17 protein-coding genes are annotated in these 19,829 nt (G+C 39.3%); 15 read left to right on the top strand and 2 right to left on the bottom strand.

Features of this window, described 5'->3' with window-relative positions; all coding sequences use genetic code 11:
* Window positions 1-244: 244 nt before the first annotated feature.
* The 8 genes from aspA (at window position 245) to MHH70_RS06030 (ending at window position 9,572) form a co-directional block, all read left to right on the top strand.
* The gene (gene aspA / locus MHH70_RS06065) at window positions 245-1,666 is read left to right on the top strand and encodes an aspartate ammonia-lyase (protein ID WP_066171243.1); all 1,422 of its coding nucleotides are present in this window, start codon (window positions 245-247) and stop codon (window positions 1,664-1,666) included.
* 97 nt (window positions 1,667-1,763) lie between these two features.
* The gene (cotE, locus tag MHH70_RS06060) at window positions 1,764-2,339 is read left to right on the top strand and encodes an outer spore coat protein CotE (protein ID WP_066171240.1); all 576 of its coding nucleotides are present in this window, start codon (window positions 1,764-1,766) and stop codon (window positions 2,337-2,339) included.
* Window positions 2,340-2,609: 270 nt separating this feature from the next.
* A complete protein-coding gene (gene mutS, locus MHH70_RS06055; RefSeq protein WP_342472823.1) occupies window positions 2,610-5,162 on the top strand; it encodes a DNA mismatch repair protein MutS in 2,553 nt (850 codons plus the stop codon).
* A 12-nt stretch (window positions 5,163-5,174) separates the two neighbouring features.
* Window positions 5,175-7,025 (top strand): DNA mismatch repair endonuclease MutL, encoded by a 1,851-nt coding sequence (mutL, locus tag MHH70_RS06050; protein ID WP_342472822.1) that lies wholly within the window; start codon window positions 5,175-5,177, stop codon window positions 7,023-7,025.
* Between the two features lie 21 nt (window positions 7,026-7,046).
* On the top strand, window positions 7,047-7,964 hold the full coding sequence (locus tag MHH70_RS06045; protein ID WP_342472821.1) for an alpha/beta hydrolase: 918 nt from the start codon (window positions 7,047-7,049) through the stop codon (window positions 7,962-7,964).
* Entirely contained in the window at window positions 7,945-8,859 is a 915-nt protein-coding gene (gene miaA, locus MHH70_RS06040; protein ID WP_342472820.1) for a tRNA (adenosine(37)-N6)-dimethylallyltransferase MiaA, read from the top strand. The genes MHH70_RS06045 and miaA overlap by 20 nt, the downstream gene beginning before the upstream one ends.
* A gap of 126 nt (window positions 8,860-8,985) precedes the next feature.
* Window positions 8,986-9,213 carry an RNA chaperone Hfq gene (hfq, locus tag MHH70_RS06035; RefSeq protein WP_066171225.1) on the top strand — a complete coding sequence of 76 codons (228 nt, stop codon included), beginning with the start codon at window positions 8,986-8,988 and terminating at the stop codon, window positions 9,211-9,213.
* A gap of 56 nt (window positions 9,214-9,269) precedes the next feature.
* Window positions 9,270-9,572 (top strand): rhodanese-like domain-containing protein, encoded by a 303-nt coding sequence (locus MHH70_RS06030; RefSeq protein WP_107942324.1) that lies wholly within the window; start codon window positions 9,270-9,272, stop codon window positions 9,570-9,572.
* A 628-nt stretch (window positions 9,573-10,200) separates the two neighbouring features.
* Here the strand turns inward: MHH70_RS06030 and MHH70_RS06025 are convergent.
* Window positions 10,201-10,806 carry a trimeric intracellular cation channel family protein gene (locus MHH70_RS06025; protein ID WP_066171219.1) on the bottom strand — a complete coding sequence of 202 codons (606 nt, stop codon included), beginning with the start codon at window positions 10,804-10,806 and terminating at the stop codon, window positions 10,201-10,203.
* Between the two features lie 161 nt (window positions 10,807-10,967).
* Between MHH70_RS06025 and MHH70_RS06020 the strand changes: the two genes are divergently transcribed.
* From MHH70_RS06020 to glnA, 3 genes are all read left to right on the top strand, one after another.
* Window positions 10,968-12,212 carry a methionine gamma-lyase family protein gene (locus MHH70_RS06020; RefSeq protein ID WP_342472819.1) on the top strand — a complete coding sequence of 415 codons (1,245 nt, stop codon included), beginning with the start codon at window positions 10,968-10,970 and terminating at the stop codon, window positions 12,210-12,212.
* Between the two features lie 181 nt (window positions 12,213-12,393).
* Window positions 12,394-12,768, top strand: coding sequence for a MerR family transcriptional regulator (locus MHH70_RS06015; protein WP_107942326.1), 375 nt, complete (start codon window positions 12,394-12,396; stop codon window positions 12,766-12,768).
* 33 nt (window positions 12,769-12,801) lie between these two features.
* On the top strand, window positions 12,802-14,136 hold the full coding sequence (gene glnA, locus MHH70_RS06010) for a type I glutamate--ammonia ligase (protein WP_342472817.1): 1,335 nt from the start codon (window positions 12,802-12,804) through the stop codon (window positions 14,134-14,136).
* A gap of 55 nt (window positions 14,137-14,191) precedes the next feature.
* Here glnA and MHH70_RS06005 read toward each other — a convergent pair whose 3' ends face one another.
* Window positions 14,192-14,911 (bottom strand): sulfite exporter TauE/SafE family protein, encoded by a 720-nt coding sequence (locus tag MHH70_RS06005; RefSeq protein WP_342472816.1) that lies wholly within the window; start codon window positions 14,909-14,911, stop codon window positions 14,192-14,194.
* 473 nt (window positions 14,912-15,384) lie between these two features.
* Between MHH70_RS06005 and MHH70_RS06000 the strand changes: the two genes are divergently transcribed.
* The 4 genes from MHH70_RS06000 to MHH70_RS05985 all read left to right on the top strand — a co-directional run bounded on the left by MHH70_RS06000 (window position 15,385) and on the right by MHH70_RS05985 (window position 19,680).
* Complete coding sequence (locus MHH70_RS06000) at window positions 15,385-15,795, top strand: helix-turn-helix transcriptional regulator (RefSeq protein ID WP_342472815.1); 411 nt, start codon at window positions 15,385-15,387, stop codon at window positions 15,793-15,795.
* A 12-nt stretch (window positions 15,796-15,807) separates the two neighbouring features.
* Window positions 15,808-16,515 (top strand): DNA alkylation repair protein, encoded by a 708-nt coding sequence (locus tag MHH70_RS05995; RefSeq protein ID WP_342472814.1) that lies wholly within the window; start codon window positions 15,808-15,810, stop codon window positions 16,513-16,515.
* Window positions 16,516-16,606: 91 nt separating this feature from the next.
* Window positions 16,607-17,149: a 5'-3'-deoxyribonucleotidase gene (locus MHH70_RS05990; protein ID WP_066171198.1), complete on the top strand. Its 543-nt coding sequence runs from the start codon at window positions 16,607-16,609 to the stop codon at window positions 17,147-17,149.
* Between the two features lie 422 nt (window positions 17,150-17,571).
* Window positions 17,572-19,680: a DUF2339 domain-containing protein gene (locus MHH70_RS05985; protein WP_342472813.1), complete on the top strand. Its 2,109-nt coding sequence runs from the start codon at window positions 17,572-17,574 to the stop codon at window positions 19,678-19,680.
* The last annotated feature ends 149 nt before the right edge of the window (window positions 19,681-19,829 follow it).

Below are 19,829 nucleotides of genomic sequence, written 5' to 3'. Positions count from 1 at the left end.
TATAAGATCACTGGTTTTGAAGGAGGACCAGTGTAATGCAGGTTAGTAGGGCGTGACGGTTCCACCGAACAGCTCAAAAAAATCTAGACGCAATTATACCTCGGTGTAATTGTTAATGCGTACAAAAAATTACGAATTAAAGCGAAATACTGTTTACAACGTAATAAAAATTGGCTACTATCATGTTAAATAGATATCAAAATTAGATGAAACAGATATCGAAATTAGATAAAGGGGATACTTTATGGAACAGCAAATGCGTGTAGAGAAAGATTTTCTAGGAGAACGTGAATTACCGAGAGATGCGTACTATGGCATCCAAACATTACGTGCAACCGAAAACTTTCCTATTACAGGTTTATCACTACATACTTCGTTAATTCGTGCAATGGGGATTGTCAAAAAAGCAGCAGCTTTAGGTAATATGGAAGTTGAATTATTACCAAAGGAACTAGGTGTAGCCATCGTTGTGGCTGCAGATGAGGTTATCGAAGGAAAATGGGATAAGCAATTTATTGTAGACCCAATTCAAGGTGGAGCCGGAACGTCGATTAATATGAATGCCAACGAAGTAATTGCGAACCGTGCATTGGAGATTTTAGGTAAGGAAAAAGGCGATTATGCAACGATTAGTCCGAACAGCCATGTCAATATGTCACAATCGACAAATGATGCCTTCCCAACAGCCATTCATATCGCAATTTTAAGCCTAATTGAAGAATTACTTGCAACAATGCAGCATATGCAAAATACATTTGAAATGAAGGCTGAGCAATTCGCACATGTCATTAAAATGGGGCGTACACATTTACAAGACGCCGTTCCAATTCGACTTGGACAAGAGTTTGAAGCATATAGCCGTGTGATTAGCCGCGATATTAAACGTATTGCTGCAACACGTGAGCATTTATATGAAGTGAATATGGGAGCAACAGCAGTAGGAACAGGCTTAAATGCTGTGCCTAATTACATTTTAGCCGTAGACCGCCATCTAGCAGAGCTTTCTAGCTTCCCATTAACAGGTGCAACACATTTAGTTGATGCAACACAAAATACAGATGCATATACAGAAGTATCAAGCGCATTAAAAATTTGTATGGTTAATATGTCAAAAATCTCAAATGATTTACGTTTAATGGCTTCTGGACCACGTGCAGGGCTTGGCGAAATCTTTTTGCCAGCACGCCAGCCAGGCTCTTCGATTATGCCGGGTAAAGTGAATCCAGTTATGCCGGAAGTATTAAACCAAGTAGCTTTCCAAGTCATTGGTAACGACCATACAATTTCAATGGCTTCAGAAGCTGGACAATTAGAATTAAACGTAATGGAGCCAGTATTAGTATTCAATTTAATTCAATCATTAAGCATTATGAATAATGTATTCGAAGCATTCACGGAGCATTGCTTAAAAGATATTAAAGCCAATGAAGAGCGCATGAAAGAATATGTAGAAAAAAGCGTCGGTATTTTAACAGCGGTGAATCCACATATCGGTTATGAAACAGCAGCCCGCCTAGCGAATGAAGCAATTTTAACAGGACGTTCTATTCGCGAGCTATGTATTGAAGCAGGTGTATTAACGGCTGAGCAACTCGACCTTATTTTAGACCCGTATGAAATGACACATCCAGGTATAGCGGGCTCAAGTATTTTGAAACATCGCTAAAGAGAATTTTCAAAATGAACATTTCCCCCCTTCCTAGCACCATTTAGGCGAGTGCCGCATAAACTATGGCGAGCCACATAGGAAGGGGGATTTTTCGTTGAAACGATTACGTCAAATTGTGACAAAGGCTGTTGTAGCGAAGGGAAAGAAGCGTACTGAGAGTGTTGAAACGCTATGTCCGCCAAATGTTCCAACGAGTATTTTAGGATGCTGGGTAATCAATCACCATTACCAAGCGAAAAAGAATGGAAATTTTGTTGAGGTGTCAGGGAAATTTGATATTAATGTATGGTATGCTTACAATCAACATTCGAAAACGGCTGTTTACACAGAAACAATAACATATCGTGACCGCATTAAATTACATTATCGCGATGAAAAGGTGCAGGACACGAATGATGTTCATACACATGTGTTACAGCAACCAAACTGTGTTGAGGCAATTATTGTAAGTGGTGATAAGTTCCAAGTAACAATTGAACGGGAGTTTTTAGTCGAGCTAATTGGTGAAACGACTGTCTGCATCCATGTTCATCCATTAGAGTTTGAGGATGAATGGGAGATTGCAGAATCATCCTCCTCTAGCTCATCCTCCTCAAGTTCATCATCATTACTAGGAAGCTCAAGCTCCTCACACATCCGTCACATAAAAGAATCATCATCTTTCCAATAAACGAAGTAGGGAGGCTGTTTGAAAAGTAGGCGAATATGCCACTTTTCAAACAGCCATTGTTTGTTTTTTGGAGCATTTAGTTGTGGAAAATCGCAGATAAGTCATCAAAGTTTGCAAAAACCATATAAAAACCCCTTCCCTCTATACTCCAACCTCAATAGATAATCGTGCATTTTTCTTCTTAATAAAGGGGTGAGCATGCACAACAGATGTTTTTTTTATATAATAGAAGTAATGACTATAGAAATTGATTAAAAGAGGGTTTTTTACATGACTACATACACGCCGATGATGCAACAATATTTAATGATAAAAGAAGATTATAAGGACGCGTTTTTATTTTTTCGCTTAGGCGATTTTTATGAGCTGTTTTTTGAGGATGCAGAGAAGGCATCACAATTGTTGGAAATTACGTTGACGAGCCGTGATGCGGGGAGTAAGGAGCGAATTCCAATGTGTGGTGTGCCCCACCATTCTGCTAAAAACTATATTGAAACACTTGTTTCAAAAGGTTATAAAGTAGCGATTTGCGAACAGACAGAAGACCCCAAAGTAGCTAAAGGTGTCGTGAAGCGAGAGGTTGTCCAGCTTATTACACCGGGGACAATTACAGAGGGAAAAACGATTGATGGTAAAACGAATCATTTTATTGCGGCAGCAGAATATATAACGGAGCAGCAAATTGCTTTTGCGACATTAGATATTTCAACAGGTGAGTCGACAGCGACAGTTATTGAAGGCGATATTAAAGCATTATTTCAGCAACTGCAATCCTACGCGATTCGTGAATTAATTGTCGGAGAGGCTTTGAATTTAGAGGCTGATGAAATGGCGCAAACTTTAAATATTGTGTTATCCGTTGAGCATGAGGAAATGCAACAGGCGGAGCAATTTACCGCAGGTTTACCGCAAAATGTGAAGCCTATTGCCAGCAAGCTTTTACGCTATATTGAACGCACACAAATGCGTTCGCTTACACATATTCAATCATTCCAATTTACTGAAATGAATCATTATTTATCGATTGATGCGAATTCAAAGCGTAATTTAGAGCTTATGCAATCAATCCGTGGGGGCGACCAAAAGGGTACACTTTTATGGTTGCTTGATGAAACTGTCACTGCGATGGGGGGGCGGAAATTAAAGCAATGGCTGCATCAGCCCCTTATTCAGCGGGCTAAAATTGAGAAGCGTTTAACAATTGTAGAGCATTTATTAGAAGATTTTTTCATCCGTGAGGAGCTGCGTGAGCGTTTAAAGCTAGTGTATGATTTAGAGCGTTTAGCGGGGCGCGTCGCATTTGGTAATGTTGGTGGACGAGATTTAGCACAGCTACGTGAATCATTGCGCCAAGTACCCGCCATTCGTGAGCAGCTATTGGTAAGTACAAAGGAGCCGTTACGTCAGCTAGGTGAAGCGCTTGATTTATGCGAGGAAGTGGAGCAGTTACTAGGAGAAGCGATTACTGACCATCCACCGATTGCCATTAAAGAGGGGGATGTTATTCGGGATGGCTACAATGAAAAGTTAGATGAGTTGCGCTATGCTTCACGCAATGGCAAGGATTGGATTGCTCAGCTTGAGCAAAAGGAACGTGAGCTAACAGGGATTAAAAACTTAAAAATCGGCTATAACCGCATTTTTGGCTATTATATTGAAATTACGAAATCGAATTACAGCAATGTTGATTTAACGCGCTATGAGCGCAAGCAAACATTAGCGAATGCAGAACGTTATATTACGCAGGAGCTGAAAGAAAAAGAGGCTTTGATTTTAAATGCTGAAGAGCAAAGCTTAGCGCTCGAATATGATTTATTCGTTGCATTGCGCGACGAATTAAAGGCATATATTCCACGTGTACAAGCACTGGCGGCTGAAATAAGTGAATTAGATGTATTTATCAGCTTCGCCCTTATTTCTGAAAAATACCATTTTACTCGTCCGACATTCCATGACGGGCGCGCATTGACAATTAAAGAGGGACGTCATCCGGTTGTTGAAAAAATGTTGAATAAGCAATTATACGTGCCGAATGATTGTGTATTGCCAGATGCACGAAATATGATGCTTATTACAGGGCCGAATATGTCTGGTAAAAGTACGTATATGAGGCAAGTTGCCATAACCGTTATTTTGGCGCAAATGGGCTGTTACGTACCAGCAAAAGAGGCATATTTACCGATTACTGACCAAATTTTCACGCGTATCGGTGCAGCGGATGATTTAGCAGCAGGACAATCGACCTTTATGGTAGAAATGCTAGAATCTCAATATGCCATTACCCATGCAACAAAAAATAGCTTGCTATTATTTGATGAGATAGGGCGTGGGACATCAACATATGATGGTATGAGCTTAGCACAGGCAATGATGGAATATATTCATCGGGAAATCGGCGCAAATACACTATTCTCGACACATTATCATGAATTAACAGAGCTCGAGCGTGACTTAGAGCGTCTACAAAATGTCCATGTAAGTGCGACGGAGCGCGATGGTAAAGTGGTCTTTTTGCATAAAGTTAAAGAAGGAGCGGCAGATAAAAGTTATGGTGTGCATGTCGCAGAATTAGCAGAAATGCCTAAGCCTATTATTGAACGCGCAAGAGTGCTACTAACACAATTTGAGGCACAGGAAATAAACGCGGTGAAGGAGGAAGCTGCTACGCCACCAGTAGTAGCAGAGCAGTTATCGCTTTTCATAGAGCAGCAGGAAGAACAGGAAGTGCTAGAAACGTTAGCTAAAGTAAATATAATGGGGACAACCCCGCTACAAGCAATGACATTACTGCATGAATTACAACAAAAATTATTGAATAAGTAGAGGTGAGCGCGAATGGGGAAAATCCATATTATGGATGAATGGCTGTCCAATAAAATTGCGGCGGGGGAAGTAGTGGAGCGTCCTGCATCTGTTGTCAAAGAGCTTGTAGAAAATGCGATTGATGCGGGTGCAACAACGATTGAAGTGTTTTTAGAGGAGGCTGGATTAACGTCAATCCAAGTCGTCGATAATGGCAGTGGGATGAATGAGGAGGACGCGTTGAAATCCTTCCAGCGACATGCTACCTCAAAAATCGAAAAGGAGCAGGATTTATTCCGCATTCGCACACTTGGTTTCCGTGGTGAGGCATTGGCCTCTATTTCATCTGTTTGCAAAATGACGATGAACACATCTGACGGTCAGAACGGGGCACAATTATATATTGAAGGTGGACATATTAAAAGTCAACAGCCTGCGGCATTACGACAAGGAACTGATATTACAGTAGCGCAATTATTTTACAATACACCAGCACGATTAAAATATTTAAAAACTGTGCAAACGGAGCTTGGTCATTCGCTTGATTTGTTAAATCGCTTGGCCTTAGGTAATCCACATATCGCCTTTAAGCTTGTGCATAATGGGCAAGTACAGCTACAAACAAATGGACGAGGGCATGTTCAACAGGTGTTAGCGGCAATTTACGGGGCGCATAATGCGAAGAAAATGTTTGCGTTCAAAGGAGAAACAAATGATTATAAAATTTATGGCTTTGCTACATTGCCAGAGCTGACACGCGCTTCGAAAAACTATATTTCAGTATTTGTAAACGGGCGCTGGGTTAAGCATTATTTAGTACAGAAGGCAGTCGTTGATGCATTTCACACGTATTTACCTATCGAACGCTACCCGATTGCAGTATTATTCATTGAAGGTGATCCGCAGCTAACAGATGTCAATGTTCACCCAGCAAAGCATCAAATTCGTTTAAGTAAGGAAGCTGAGCTTTTACAATTAGTGGAGCAAACAATCCGTGAAGCAGTGCGTGAGGTTGTTCGTGTCCCATTGGCAACAAAGCCGAAAAAACTTGAAAAATTACCAAGTGAGCAGTTGAATATGTGGAAGCCAGCTCCGTCATTTAATGAAGAAAAGATGGCAGCAATAGTAGGTCAATTAAATGACAATAGATTGGAGCAGGCTCCATTAAAAGGCGAACCTATTCAATTGAAGGAAAGTCAGGAGCCCTTAACAATAGAGCCAGTTATAGAGGAGCATATAACAGAGTTAACGATTGAAGAGCCTGTAGTGGAACTGCAGCTACCTAAAGAGGAAAAGACACCGTTTCCGCAGCTTGATGTTATCGGGCAAATCCATGGCACATATATTGTTGCACAAATGGAGGACGGCTTTTATTTAATTGACCAGCATGCTGCTCAAGAGCGAATAAAATATGAATATTATCGCGAGAAAGTAGGCGAGGTCAATGCTAATGAGCGTCAAGCACTACTTCTACCATTAACCTTTCATTATTCAGCGGATGAGGCGCTACGTTTAATGGAGCATCAGCAAGGCTTACAGGAAATCGGTATTTATTTAGAGCCGTTTGGGCAAAATTCCTTCGTAGTGCGTGAGCATCCGACTTGGTTCCCTCAAGGCTTTGAGCAAGAAATTATCGAGGAATTAATCGAGCAAGTGCTTACGACACGTAAGGCAGATATTAAAAAATTGCGTGAGGAAGCAGCCATTATGATGAGCTGCAAAAAGTCGATTAAAGCAAACTATTATTTAACAAATGAACAGATGGTCCAGCTGTTGCATGATTTAAGAGAGGCGGAAAATCCATTTACATGCCCACATGGACGTCCTGTCTTAATTCACTTTTCAACATATGAGCTAGAAAAAATGTTCAAGCGTGTAATGTAATAATCAACAAGGGGGAATTTTATGGAACAGCAACAGCGATTTTTAACGATGCGAGATGGGCAACAAATTTTCGTTCGTACATTTGAGCCAGAGCATGTCATTGGACATGTCCATATTTTACATGGGATGGGTGAACATTCAGGACGCTATGAGGAGTTTGCCAAGATGCTTTGTGCAGAAGGTTATTATGTGTCAATGCATGACCACAGGGGGCATGGGCACACCGCACAAGGAACTTACGGGCATTTTGCGGATGAACGTGGCTTTCACCATGTTGTTGTAGATGTACTAGAGGTGCTACTAATCTTACGCAAAACAGTTACAGCGCCACTTACGCTATTTGGGCATAGCATGGGCTCGTTTATTGCACGCCGTTTTATTCAGCTATATAGCGACCAAATTACAGCTTGTATTATTTGTGGAACAGGTGTTACATCAGCAACACATTTAGCAGGCAATCAGCTTGCTAACACGCTAGCGAAGGCACAAGGAAAGCAAATAGCTAGCCCTTTAATGAATAGCCTTAGCTTTGGTAGCTTTAATAAAGCATTTTCGGATACGACAACGGAGTTCGACTGGCTTTCTCGTGACATAGACGAAGTGCAAAAATATATCGAGGATGAAATGTGTGGCTTTATCCCATCACATCAATTTTATGCTGATTTAACAGAAGGTCTATTACTTATTCATCGCAAAGATGAGATGGCACGCACACGTACAGATTTACCTATGCTATTTATTAGCGGCAGCGATGACCCAGTTGGTAATTTCGGTAAAGGTGTATTCAAAGTTGCTAAAAGAATGGTAGAGGTCGGAATGGAAAATGTAACGGTGCACCTATTCGAAGGAATGCGTCATGAAATTTTAAATGAAAAAAATAAACAGCATGTACACGATGTTGTTTTACGGTGGTTAAAAAATGTTGAAAACAAACTATGATGTTGTCGCAATTATTGGTCCGACAGCATCGGGCAAGACAGCATTAAGTATTCGATTAGCTAAGTTAATAGATGGAGAAATTATTAATGGTGACTCCATGCAAGTTTATAAAGGGCTAGATATAGGAACAGCTAAAATTACAGCGGCTGAAATGGAGGGAATCCCCCATCATTTACTCGATATAAAGGAGCCGACAGATAGTTTTTCAGTTGCGGAATATCAGCAGCTCGTGCGCGCTAAAATTGCAGAAATTGCAACGCGCGGCAAAGTGCCAATTATTGTAGGTGGGACAGGCTTATATGTGCAATCTGTGCTCTATGATTTTCAATTTATAAAAGAGGAAGTAAATGAAGAGGCTCGCACCTCCTACTACAAGGAACTAGAAAAAAACGGCCCTGATGCGATGCATGCCAAGCTAGCAGCCTTAGATGCAGAAACAGCCAGTATGATTCATCCGAACAATACAAGAAGGGTCATTAGGGCATTAGAAATGCTAGAGCTAAGTGGTACATCAAAGGCGGCTGAGGAGCATAACAGGGGGCATATCCCATTATACAATCATTTAATTATCGGTTTAGATATGGAGCGCGAAAAATTATATGAGCGCATTAATTTGCGCGTCGATTTGATGATTCAACAAGGCTTAGAGCAAGAGGTGAGAGGTTTATATGACGCGGGTATTCGTGATGTGCAGGCGATGAAAGCAATCGGTTACAAGGAGCTATGTGCTTATTTTGACGGGCTCCTTTCATATGAGGACGCAGTGCAGCAAATTAAACAAAACTCGCGCCGCTATGCTAAACGTCAACTCACGTATTTCCGCAATAAGATGGAAGTACATTGGATTGGTACGGACTGGGAGCAAGTCAAAGCATATTTTACTGAAGGTTTTTGAAAAAATAGAAGGGAATTTAGAAGATATACCGAATACTTATTAATGGTTATAAAATAACTTGGTATTGGTCAATGCTATGTTAAGATAAAAGCAAATACCATATAAATGACAAGGGCGGGTGCTTACGTGAAACCAATTAATTTGCAAGATACGTTTTTAAACCAACTACGCAAAAATAATATATTTGTAACGGTCTTTTTATTAAACGGCTTTCAACTCAAAGGTTTAATAAAATCATATGATAATTTTACCGTATTGTTAGAAGTAGAAGGTAAGCAGCATTTGATTTATAAACATGCGATTTCCACATTTGCTCCAGCAAGTACTGTAGATATTACGAAAGAAGATGCATAATTCGCTATTAATCATATATAATAGCGAATGAATGGATAAATCGGAGGTTTACTGCAATGAAAACAATGACAACAGAAGAACTAATTAATTTACTAGATGCAAACGAAGATTTACACATCCTTGATGTACGTGAAGACTTTGAAGTGGCAGAAGGAGTAATCCCCGGTGCGGTGCATATTCCACTTGGGGAAATTCCAAACAGCCTAGAGCAGCTTGACCAATCAGTACAATACATCGTTGTATGTAAAGGCGGTGTGCGCAGTGCAAATGCCTGTGAATACTTAGCAGAGCAGGGCTACGACGTAACAAATCTAGAGGGCGGCATGCTAGCCTATGATGGAGAATTAGAATTTAACTAAGTAGAGGCGTCCAAAAGGCCGTGCAGTTGCCGGCTTTTTGGACGCTTTTGGTGTTATTTTGGTAAAATGTTTGCCGATTAAAATAGAGAAGGCTTTCTTTGAAAAGGAGGAGGCTGTCTGAAAAGTATATTTTGCTTTGACGACGCATTGAAATAAAAGTTTTCATCTCTTCTCTTTTACTGAAGGGTAACACTGCTAAAGCCAGTGTTCGTCACACTTTCAAAAGAAACTTTCTCTATTTATATGAGTCAACACTTTTGTGAAATGTTGTCGCTACTGTCCAAAATGCCGGCTATGCACGGCTTTTTGGACAAACCCTTCCTAAGTAGAATAGAAGATACGAAACTCTTACTCTGCGTTGCCAAAACAAAATGGTTTTATCTGGCGAGAGCACTGAAAAACTATAAGAAAAGTATTTTTCGCAATATAAATCCTTTCTTTCCATCGAATTTAGCTACAAAAAAATCGATTTGTAACTCGTTTTGTAGGAAATTGATTTTTTCAGTGTCATTTTTTTATCATTCATTATAAATGAAATTGATAGCTCAAAAGTGGAAACCGCAAATACCTCAGCGAAAATCACAGATGACCTCGCAGAAACCGTAAATAAAAACTCTCGGATGTCTATTTATTTCACTGATAATTTTTTACGTGGTAAGCGCCAGCCGCGTAAATAAGATAAAATCCGCAAAGCAGTAACTGCTGCGAACATTACATATAAAAACAAATCGCCTGTAAAAATTTGAAGCCCAATAATTAAGCCAGCACTAGCTGCCCACATCGCGTAAATTTCATCGCGCAATACGGTTGGTTTACGACGTGCGAGCAAATCTCGCACGATGCCACCACCAGAACCAGTTAGCACCGCGGCAACAATAACTGCGCTAAGAGGGAGCTCTAATTTAACTGCAAACATCGCCCCTTGTACTGCAAAGGCAGCGAGACCAATCGCATCAGATAAATTGCCCCAGCGATTCCAATGTTTCATAAATCGATAGGGCACTAAGAAAAACAATGTAATTGCTGCAAGCGCAATTTGAAACATCATTTCTTGACTCCATAAAGTAGTTACCGGTAAGCCAATTAATAAATTGCGGATAGCTCCACCGCCGAATGCCGTTACAACGCCGAGTAAATAAACCCCGAACAAATCATACTCCTCTTCCATTGCAACAATGGCGCCAGACAATGCAAAGGCGATTGTCCCGATAATACTAAAAACTTCCCAAGCCATTTTCAAACTCCTTTAAACGTATGTAATAAATATTTTTAGTTAGCAAAATCGAGCATAACAATTAATGAAACAATAGTAAAGGGTAAATAGTTGACGTGATAAATATAGTTGATAAGATGGGAGAGGACTAAAAACTATCAATGAAAAATAAGGAGATACCTATGTTTACGTCAAATTTAACAGAACAAACATTAACGCTTGCTGCGCAAATTGAAAATAAAGTAGCAGCATTTCATAAACACGCAGACGAAAATGCTTTTTTTAATCAACAAAAGGTATTAGCGGCCTTTAAAGAAAATCAAGTATCTGATTATCATTTACAGCCCTCAAACGGTTACGGCTATGATGATGAAGGGCGTGATAATTTAGAGCGTGTATATGCTCAAGTATTCGGAGCAGAGGCGGCGATTGTACGACCGCAAATTATTTCAGGGACTCATGCCATTACACTTAGCTTATTCGGCGTTTTGCGTCCGGGTGACGAACTTCTGTATATTACAGGTAAGCCGTATGACACGCTTCAATCCATTGTTGATGGTGGCGATAAGGATACGGGCTCATTGAAGGATTTTGGCATTAAATATAGTCATATTGATTTAATTGATAATAAAGATATTGATTGGCATGGTGTGCGCCAAGCAGTAAATGAAAAAACAAAAATGATTGCGATTCAGCGTTCAAAGGGATATGCAAGCCGTCCATCGTTCACAGTTGCTGAAATTGGCGCAATGGTGGAGCAAATTCGTCTAGTTGCACCTCATGCAGTCATTTTTGTAGATAATTGCTATGGGGAATTTGTTGAACAGCTTGAACCGACAGAGGTTGGTGTTGATTTAATGGCGGGTTCCTTAATAAAAAATCCTGGTGCTGGGCTTGCGAAAATTGGTGGTTACATTGCAGGGCGTGCTGACTTAGTAGAAAAATGCGCGTATCGCATGACATCTCCGGGTATCGGTGCAGAGGCGGGTGCAACACTAAATACGTTAGCAGACTTTTACCAAGGCTTTTTCCTAGCGCCACATACTGTTGCCCAAGCATTAAAAGGAGCCATTTTCACTTCCGCTATGCTAGAGGAAATCGGCATGACAACATCGCCGCATTATAACGAACCACGTACAGATTTAATTCAATCCGTTTCATTCCAAACAGCCGAGCAAATGGTGGCATTTTGTCGTGAAATTCAAGCGGCATCTCCAATTAATGCCCACTTTGCTCCAGAGCCGGCTTATATGCCGGGCTATGAGGATGATGTAATTATGGCAGCAGGGACGTTTGTTCAAGGTTCGAGTATTGAATTAACGGCGGATGGTCCGATTCGTCCACCATTTACAGCCTTTGTGCAAGGCGGTTTAACATATGAGCACGTGAAATATGCGATATGCAGTGCTGTTCAAAAATTAGTATAAGCAAGAAAGAGGCGTCTGAAAAAACATTTCGAGCCAAGGTTCGTTACAATACCCCATAAAACTGCCCGAAAAAGTATTGTTTTCGGGCAGTTTTTTTAGAAAAAAACCATGTGAGGTTTCCTTACATGAGCGTTGACATGAAAAAAAGGGAGGCGTATTATAAAAAACGGAGGTGAATTAAATGGGTAGTGAAATTCGACGAACTATGCCAGTGTTACCAATTAGCATTGTGATGCAGCTAACCGACTTAACAGCGCGCCAAATCCGCTATTATGAAGAGCACAATTTAATTCAACCACATCGCACAGAGGGAAATAGACGAATGTTTTCATTAAATGATGTTGATGTATTGTTAGAAATAAAAGAATTGCTTGAGCGAGGCACGAATATGGCAGGTATAAAAAAAGTATTCGAGAGAAAAAACCAGCTTACTTTAGAGCAAAAGGAAATTTCAGATCGTGAATTACGCCGTATTATGCGAGAGGAGATGCTCCAAGCACGTAGCATGCAAAAAACATCTATTCGTCAAGGGAATTTTTCGCGTTTTTATCAATAGGTGGGGATAAACTAATTTAGGAGAGTGGTACATTTGGGTAAGTACACAAAAGAAGACATTAAAAAACTGGTACATGAGCAAGAAGTAAAATTTATAAGATTACAGTTCACTGATATTTTAGGAACAATTAAAAATGTTGAAATTCCAGTTAGTCAATTAGATAAGGCGTTAGACAATAAGATGATGTTTGATGGCTCTTCAATAGAAGGCTTCGTGCGCATCGAGGAGTCAGATATGTATTTATTCCCTGACTATGATTCGTTTATGATTTTCCCATGGACTGCTGAAAAAGGGAAAGTAGCACGCTTTATTTGTGATATCGCAAACCCAGATGGTACACCTTTTGCTGGCGACCCACGCTCAAATTTAAAACGTGTATTAAAAGAAATGGAAGAAATGGGCTTCACTAATTTTAACTTAGGACCAGAGCCAGAGTTTTTCTTATTTAAGCTTGATCAAAGAGGCGAGCCTACTTTAGAGGTAAATGACCATGGAGGTTATTTTGATTTAGCACCAACCGATTTAGGTGAAAATTGTCGTCGTGACATCGTGCTTGAACTTGAGGGAATGGGCTTTGAAGTTGAAGCATCCCACCACGAAGTAGCACCGGGCCAGCATGAAATCGATTTTAAATATGCTGATGCTATAAAAGCATGTGATAATATCCAAACGTTTAAATTAGTAGTTAAAACCATTGCCCGAAAGCATGGCTTACATGCAACGTTTATGCCAAAGCCACTATTTGGTGAAGCGGGTTCAGGCATGCACTTTAATGTTTCTTTATTTAAAGGAAATGAGAATGCCTTTTATGATGAAGCGACGACGCTTGGCTTATCCGAAACAGCAATGCAATTTATGGCAGGTGTGTTAGAGCATGTACAAGGCTTCACAGCGATAACAAACCCAACTGTTAACTCTTATAAACGTCTAGTACCAGGCTATGAAGCCCCTTGCTATGTTGCATGGTCAGCGCAAAACCGTTCACCATTAATTCGTATTCCATCATCACGTGGCATTTCAACACGTATAGAAGTACGCTCTGTCGATCCATCAGCGAATCCATACTTAGCAATGGCTGTTATTTTAGAAGCTGGTTTAGAAGGCATCCGTAAAAAAATGACACCACCAGCAGCGGTGAATCGCAATATTTATGTGATGACGGAGGAAGAGCGCCAAGCAAATGGCATTGTAAACCTACCGGCTGCATTAGACGATGCACTCACATTACTAGCAAAAGATACAGTTGTACAAAAAGCATTAGGCGAGCATATTTATGCAAACTTCAAAGAAGCGAAAGAAATCGAATTTGAAATGTATCGCTCCACTGTGCACCAATGGGAGTTGGACCATTATTTGAAGTCTTACTAAATATAATTATGACTGTAGGGAAATAGATGCAATCCCTACAGTTTTTATATTTTAGCTAATTCAAACTGTTGATAAGAAGATAAATACCTGTAAAACTCAGAAGGATATATGTAAGTAGTTTGAAAGCCTTTTGATTAAGCCGTTTGAAAATAATTTGTCCAATAAACAGACCTAAAAATACAACAGGAATAGCGTAAATGCTCAATTGCCATATTAATTTACTAGTGCCGGTAAAGAGTATTTGCGTAATGAGACTAATAAAATATATAAATAGATAAAAAGCTAACGTAGTTGCTCTTAATTTTTCCTTTTTCGTATTAGTGCCTGTAAAGTACAATAATAACGGTGGACCAGGCATCCCGATACTTGTTGTTAAAAGACCTGATAATCCACCAACGAAGAAATCTCTAAGGGGGGTTGGCTTTACCGTAAAATTAAATATTAATAATAATGTTAACAGTAATAGCAGTATAGCAATTCCTATTTTAAAAGTATCAATGTCAATCGTAATAAAAAATAAAATACCAAAAGGTACACCAACTATACTTCCAATAACAAGTCTTTTTAAAATATCAAAATCAACGTTTTCTCTTATTTTCCGTATTAAGGAAATTGAAATAAATAGAGATATGATGATGTTTATTTGTATTGCTTCTTGTGGAAGAAATAACATCAATAAAAAAGGTGTTGCCATGATAGAAAATCCAAACCCAGTGCTTGTTTGTAAAATAGAAGCTACTAATATAATACATACAAAAAATATGATTGTTTCCAAATTGTCCTCCTTATGAAGCTATTGCATTCATTCGCTGTACCCTATATTGTCCTTTTGTCAAATCATCTATAACGGATTTAATTTATCCAAACACCCACTGAATCATAGGAACTCAGTCCAAAAATATCGCATGCTAAGATAACGACTGAGTGACCAACATCGTGTGGGCATAAGGCTTCACGGGTTTTGAAGAAATTACTCACGCTTGCTCAAAAATTTAAAGCGGTGTTAGCCTTAGTGTAATTGAAGGCGACATTTCTTCATTGGTGGGAAATGAAAATGATAAACTATTTAATATATACGTTTATCCCGCATTAACGAGCAGTAAGACGCCCGCTTCAAGACTTGAGTGAACATTCCCACTGATTGAAGTTTCACTTAATCTATAATTTATTGTACAATGAAAGGGTACTTAAGTAAAGAGAGTTAGTTCTCGTTTGTTGTCATTTTGTTAGGAAGGGGTGTAATAAAACTTGGACGTTAACTTTCAAGGCGTTGGTGAAAGAATTATAGCAAAACTCCGGGAGAGAAATTTAAAGCAAGTAGATGTTGCAAGGGCAACTGGTATTTCCAAAAATGCAATTAGCAATTATATTAGCGGCAATCGAATTCCTGATACAGAGGCAATCTATAAGCTAGCTAGCTTTTTCTCCGTGTCGATTGAATGGTTGTTAGTAGGAAAAGAATATTACCCGACCAAATCAGAAAATTTAATAGGTGTAGAAGATACCGCACAATTTGAAGTAATCAATGTGGAAGATAAGGCAATGATTCAAAAGCTACTTTTGTTAAACGAAAGACAAAAAGGGAGGTTGGAAGAGCGGATTGATATGCTACTTTTTGAGGCAATGGGCGATAAAAATCCAACAATAGAGGACAATTAAGGAGGCGATTTGATGGATTATCAAGCAGTGATGCAGGAACTAGAGGCATTAGGAAAAGAGCGTACGAAAAAAATTTATTGCTCGAATGGTGCAACTGAGCCTGTTTTTGGCGTGGCGACTGGTGCAATGAAGCCAATGGCGAAAAAAATTAAAACGAATCAAGAACTTGCAGAGCAGTTATATGCGACAGGCAATTATGATGCGATGTATTTTGCAGGTGTGATTGCAGAGCCAAATACGATGACTGAGGCTGATTATGACCGTTGGATTGAGAAGGCCTATTTTTACATGCTGTCTGATTATGTTGTCGCTGTCACATTAGCGGAGGCCACTATTGCACAGCAAGTAGCAGATAAATGGATTGCAAGTGATGAGGAGCTGAAAATGTCCGCGGGCTATAGCTGTTATTGCTGGCTACTTGGCAATCGTAAGGATGAGGAATTTTCGAAAAGTAAGCTTTTAACGATGTTAGAAGTCGTAAAGGAGACGATTCATCATGCACCAGAGCGAGCAAAATCTGCCATGAATAATTTTGTAACAACTGTCGGCGTGTCTTTTAAGCCGTTGCACGAGGAGGCACTTGCTATTGCAAAACAAATTGGTGTTGTTGAGATGAAGAGGGACAATAAAAAAAGCAGTATGTTAAACGCATTACAAAACATTGAAAAGGAGATAGAGAAAGACCGCATCGGTTTTAAACGTAAATATGTAAGGTGTTGACTTTGTAAAATTTGTTAAGTTCCTTGGATGTGCTTGTTTCTAGTTCACAAGTTGATTACACTAAAGTTAGGAACTAGAGGGAGGGCATATAATGAGAAAAAGTATCGCGATTGATATGGATCAAGTGTTAGCAAATTTTTATAAAAAACTGTGTAAAACAGTGAATGAAAATTTCAATACAAATTATACTGATGAAGAATTTATTGCAGGGACACGACGTGACTTACCTGAGGAACAGACTAGAAAGTTATATGAGTGCATGAATGAGCCACATTTCTTTGGCGACTTAGAAGTGCTGGATACAGATGCTATTGAAGTTGTACAAAAATTGCAGGAGGATTACGATATTTTTATTGCGACAGCAGCAATGGAAGTACCGGGCTCCTTTAATGCAAAATATGAATGGCTAGAGCGTCATTTCCCATTTATAAATAAGCAAAACATCGTATTTTGTGGGACAAAGGCAGTTATTCATACAGATTATTTAATTGACGATAGCCCTTATCAGCTAGAGGCATTTAAAGGAACAGGCATTTTATATTCAATGCCATACAATTTGTCAACAGAAGGCTTTATTCGCGTAAATAATTGGAAAGAGATTGAGGCATATTTCCAAAAACAATTAGTAAAATAGAGAAGAAAAGGTTGTCTGAAAGTGGGCTAGTGCGCCGCTTCCAGGCAATTTTTTTAATTAATTATACCTCGGTGTAATTGATAAAGGTGGCAAGCGGGGCTGTCCGAAAAGTACATTTTGTTTTGCCACCGCATTGAAATCAATGTTTTCATCGCTTCACTTTTACTGAAAGCTAACACTGCTAAAGCCAATGTTCATCCCATTTTTAAAAGAGGCGCTTTCTGTTTATATGAATCAACATTTTGTGAAACATCATTGCTACTGTCCAAAAAGCCGGCTATGCACGGCTTTTTGGACAGCCTCATCCTGAAAATCAATACTTTATACCTAATTAAAGCAAGGCAAAATGATTGTAATACCAGATGTCACCATTCTGTACGACTATGCTAAAATGGAAAAAAGGCAAAAGGTAGGTGGGATGGATGGAGCGAGAGTGGCAAGAAAGGGTGGAAAAGCTAGAGCGGGAAGTACAGCAATTAACAAAGGAACTAGCTGAGCTAAAGCAGCAAAATAGGCAGCAGCCGAAGGAGCAGCCTTCTGCAATACGCCAGCTAGTGCCACAGTTTGAACGCAATGCTGTAGAGAAGCCAGCGCCTGAAGTGATTAGTGGGCTAGAAACAAAGGCTGTGCAGGAAAAACAGGCGGTGACACCGAAGCCGAAACGTTCCTTTGAGGAAAGAATAACGACTATTTTACCGAAAGTTTTTATGATTATTTTAGTGCTTGGTATATTATGGGGATTAAAATTAGCGAGTGATTTTGGGCTTTTATCGGACACTTTGAAAGTATTTGCAGCATATATCGTGTCAATTGCAATTGGCATTTATGCATGGCGCTCTGAAAAGAACAAAGTAACACTTAGCCCAATGCTTGTCGCATTATATGGTGGCTCCTTTATAATCGGGATTTTAGCGACGGCAGCAGGTGCCATTTTATACGAAATATTCACTTTAACATTTGCACTTATTATTGCTGTACTATACGTTGCATACGGTATTGCGATTAGCTATGTGAAAGGAAGCGAGGCATTATCAAGCTTCGTTGTATTCACATCTTTATTATTACCATATTTATTGGAGTTTATGGATTTTAGTAAGCTATTTATTTTAATTTATGTTGTCCTTATTTTTATGGCAATGCAGCTTGTTATAATGAAGCATAATCAACATATTGCCCTCTATATCGGGATGTTTTTCTCATTGCTTGCAATACAAATTCTTTGGTTTACACAATTCAAGCAAACGCCGTATTTCGCAATGAGCTATATCGTTGTATTGGCGCTATTTTTAAAGAGCTGGTGGCAGTTATTTAAACGAAGCGAGAAGTGGAAGCTCCTGCAGCAAGGCGCGTTGTTTAGTATAAGTAGCTTTACTCTATTACTACTTAACCTCATTATTTTTGATGAGCCGTATCAAATTATTTATTTATTCATTGTGTTTGCCCTCTATGCTTTAATGGCTTTTGTCGTATACAAAAATAATGAGCGTCAAGTTTTCGATATTAGCGCGACTATCGCAATGCTATTAACATTTAACATCGTACTTACATTCGATTTCGCAGTTGGCTATAGCAGGGTAGCTCTTGTTTTATCTGCTGTGGCAGGCATAATGCTAGCGATTCGCTTGCGTGCGCCATTAATGAAAGTTACCTATACTGCATTGCTATTTCTGATGGCTTTTGCGTTATACTTCACAACTGATGTTCGACCTTTTTGGCATGTAGAAAATATCGCATTGCTTGTTTTAATTATCAGCATTGTTTCAGCTTATATTTATGCGAAAATGCCGAAGGAAGAGCCAACGCACTTTGAACAATTGATAGATAAATATTATATAATTGATAGTATTGCAGCAGCTATTGTACTGTTTTTAATGCTTTATATGACGAAACTGGACTATGCTTATATTTCAACAGCACAGTACATTCCGTATATCGTCTTTAGTGTAACTGCTATTTCTATGCTTATAGCTTTCATTGTGAATCACTGCTGGATAGGCAATTTCGTACCAATTATTTTAATTGTTTGCTATTTAACGCAAGGCATTACATTGCTATCAACAGGGCTTGTAGATGATACGCATATTTTCTTGCAGCTTGTAACGCGCGGCATCTTTATTTTAACACTGCTCGCACTACTTGCAGATTTATATGAAGAAGGGCGCATTTATCAAAAATGGCAAAAGTTCATTGAAAAATATATTGAAATATACATGATTTCTGGTATTTTCATCATCACACTTTATTTCATCAACCTTATTTCTTATTTAGAAATGATTGATGGATTCACGTGGGGTATTGCAATTATGCTAAAAACACTAACACTCTTCACTATCGCAAGCCTCACAATCATTATTGGCCGAAGGAAACAATGGAAAAAGGTTGCGGCAGCAGGCTTCATCCTATTGCTCATTGCGATATTAAAGCTTATTTTCTTCGACTTAGCAACATTAAATCTACTAATTCGTGCAATTCTCTTTATCGTCGTTGGTGCAGCAGGAATGCTGTTGTCGGGGAGATTGTTGAGGAAATAGACATGGGGAAAAGTCCATTTTATTTTGACGGCGCATTGAAATAAAGGCTTTCATCGCTCCATTTTTATTGAAAGTAAACACTCTTTTGTCAAACGTTAGCACGCTGTCCAATATGTATGCTGTGCATGGCTTGGTTGGAAATATGCTAT

This window comes from Metasolibacillus sp. FSL H7-0170 (assembly GCF_038593115.1).
Taxonomy (GTDB): domain Bacteria; phylum Bacillota; class Bacilli; order Bacillales_A; family Planococcaceae; genus Metasolibacillus; species Metasolibacillus fluoroglycofenilyticus.
Note: the sequence above shows the minus strand (reverse complement) of the source record. Positions and strands in the feature narration are given on the sequence as shown.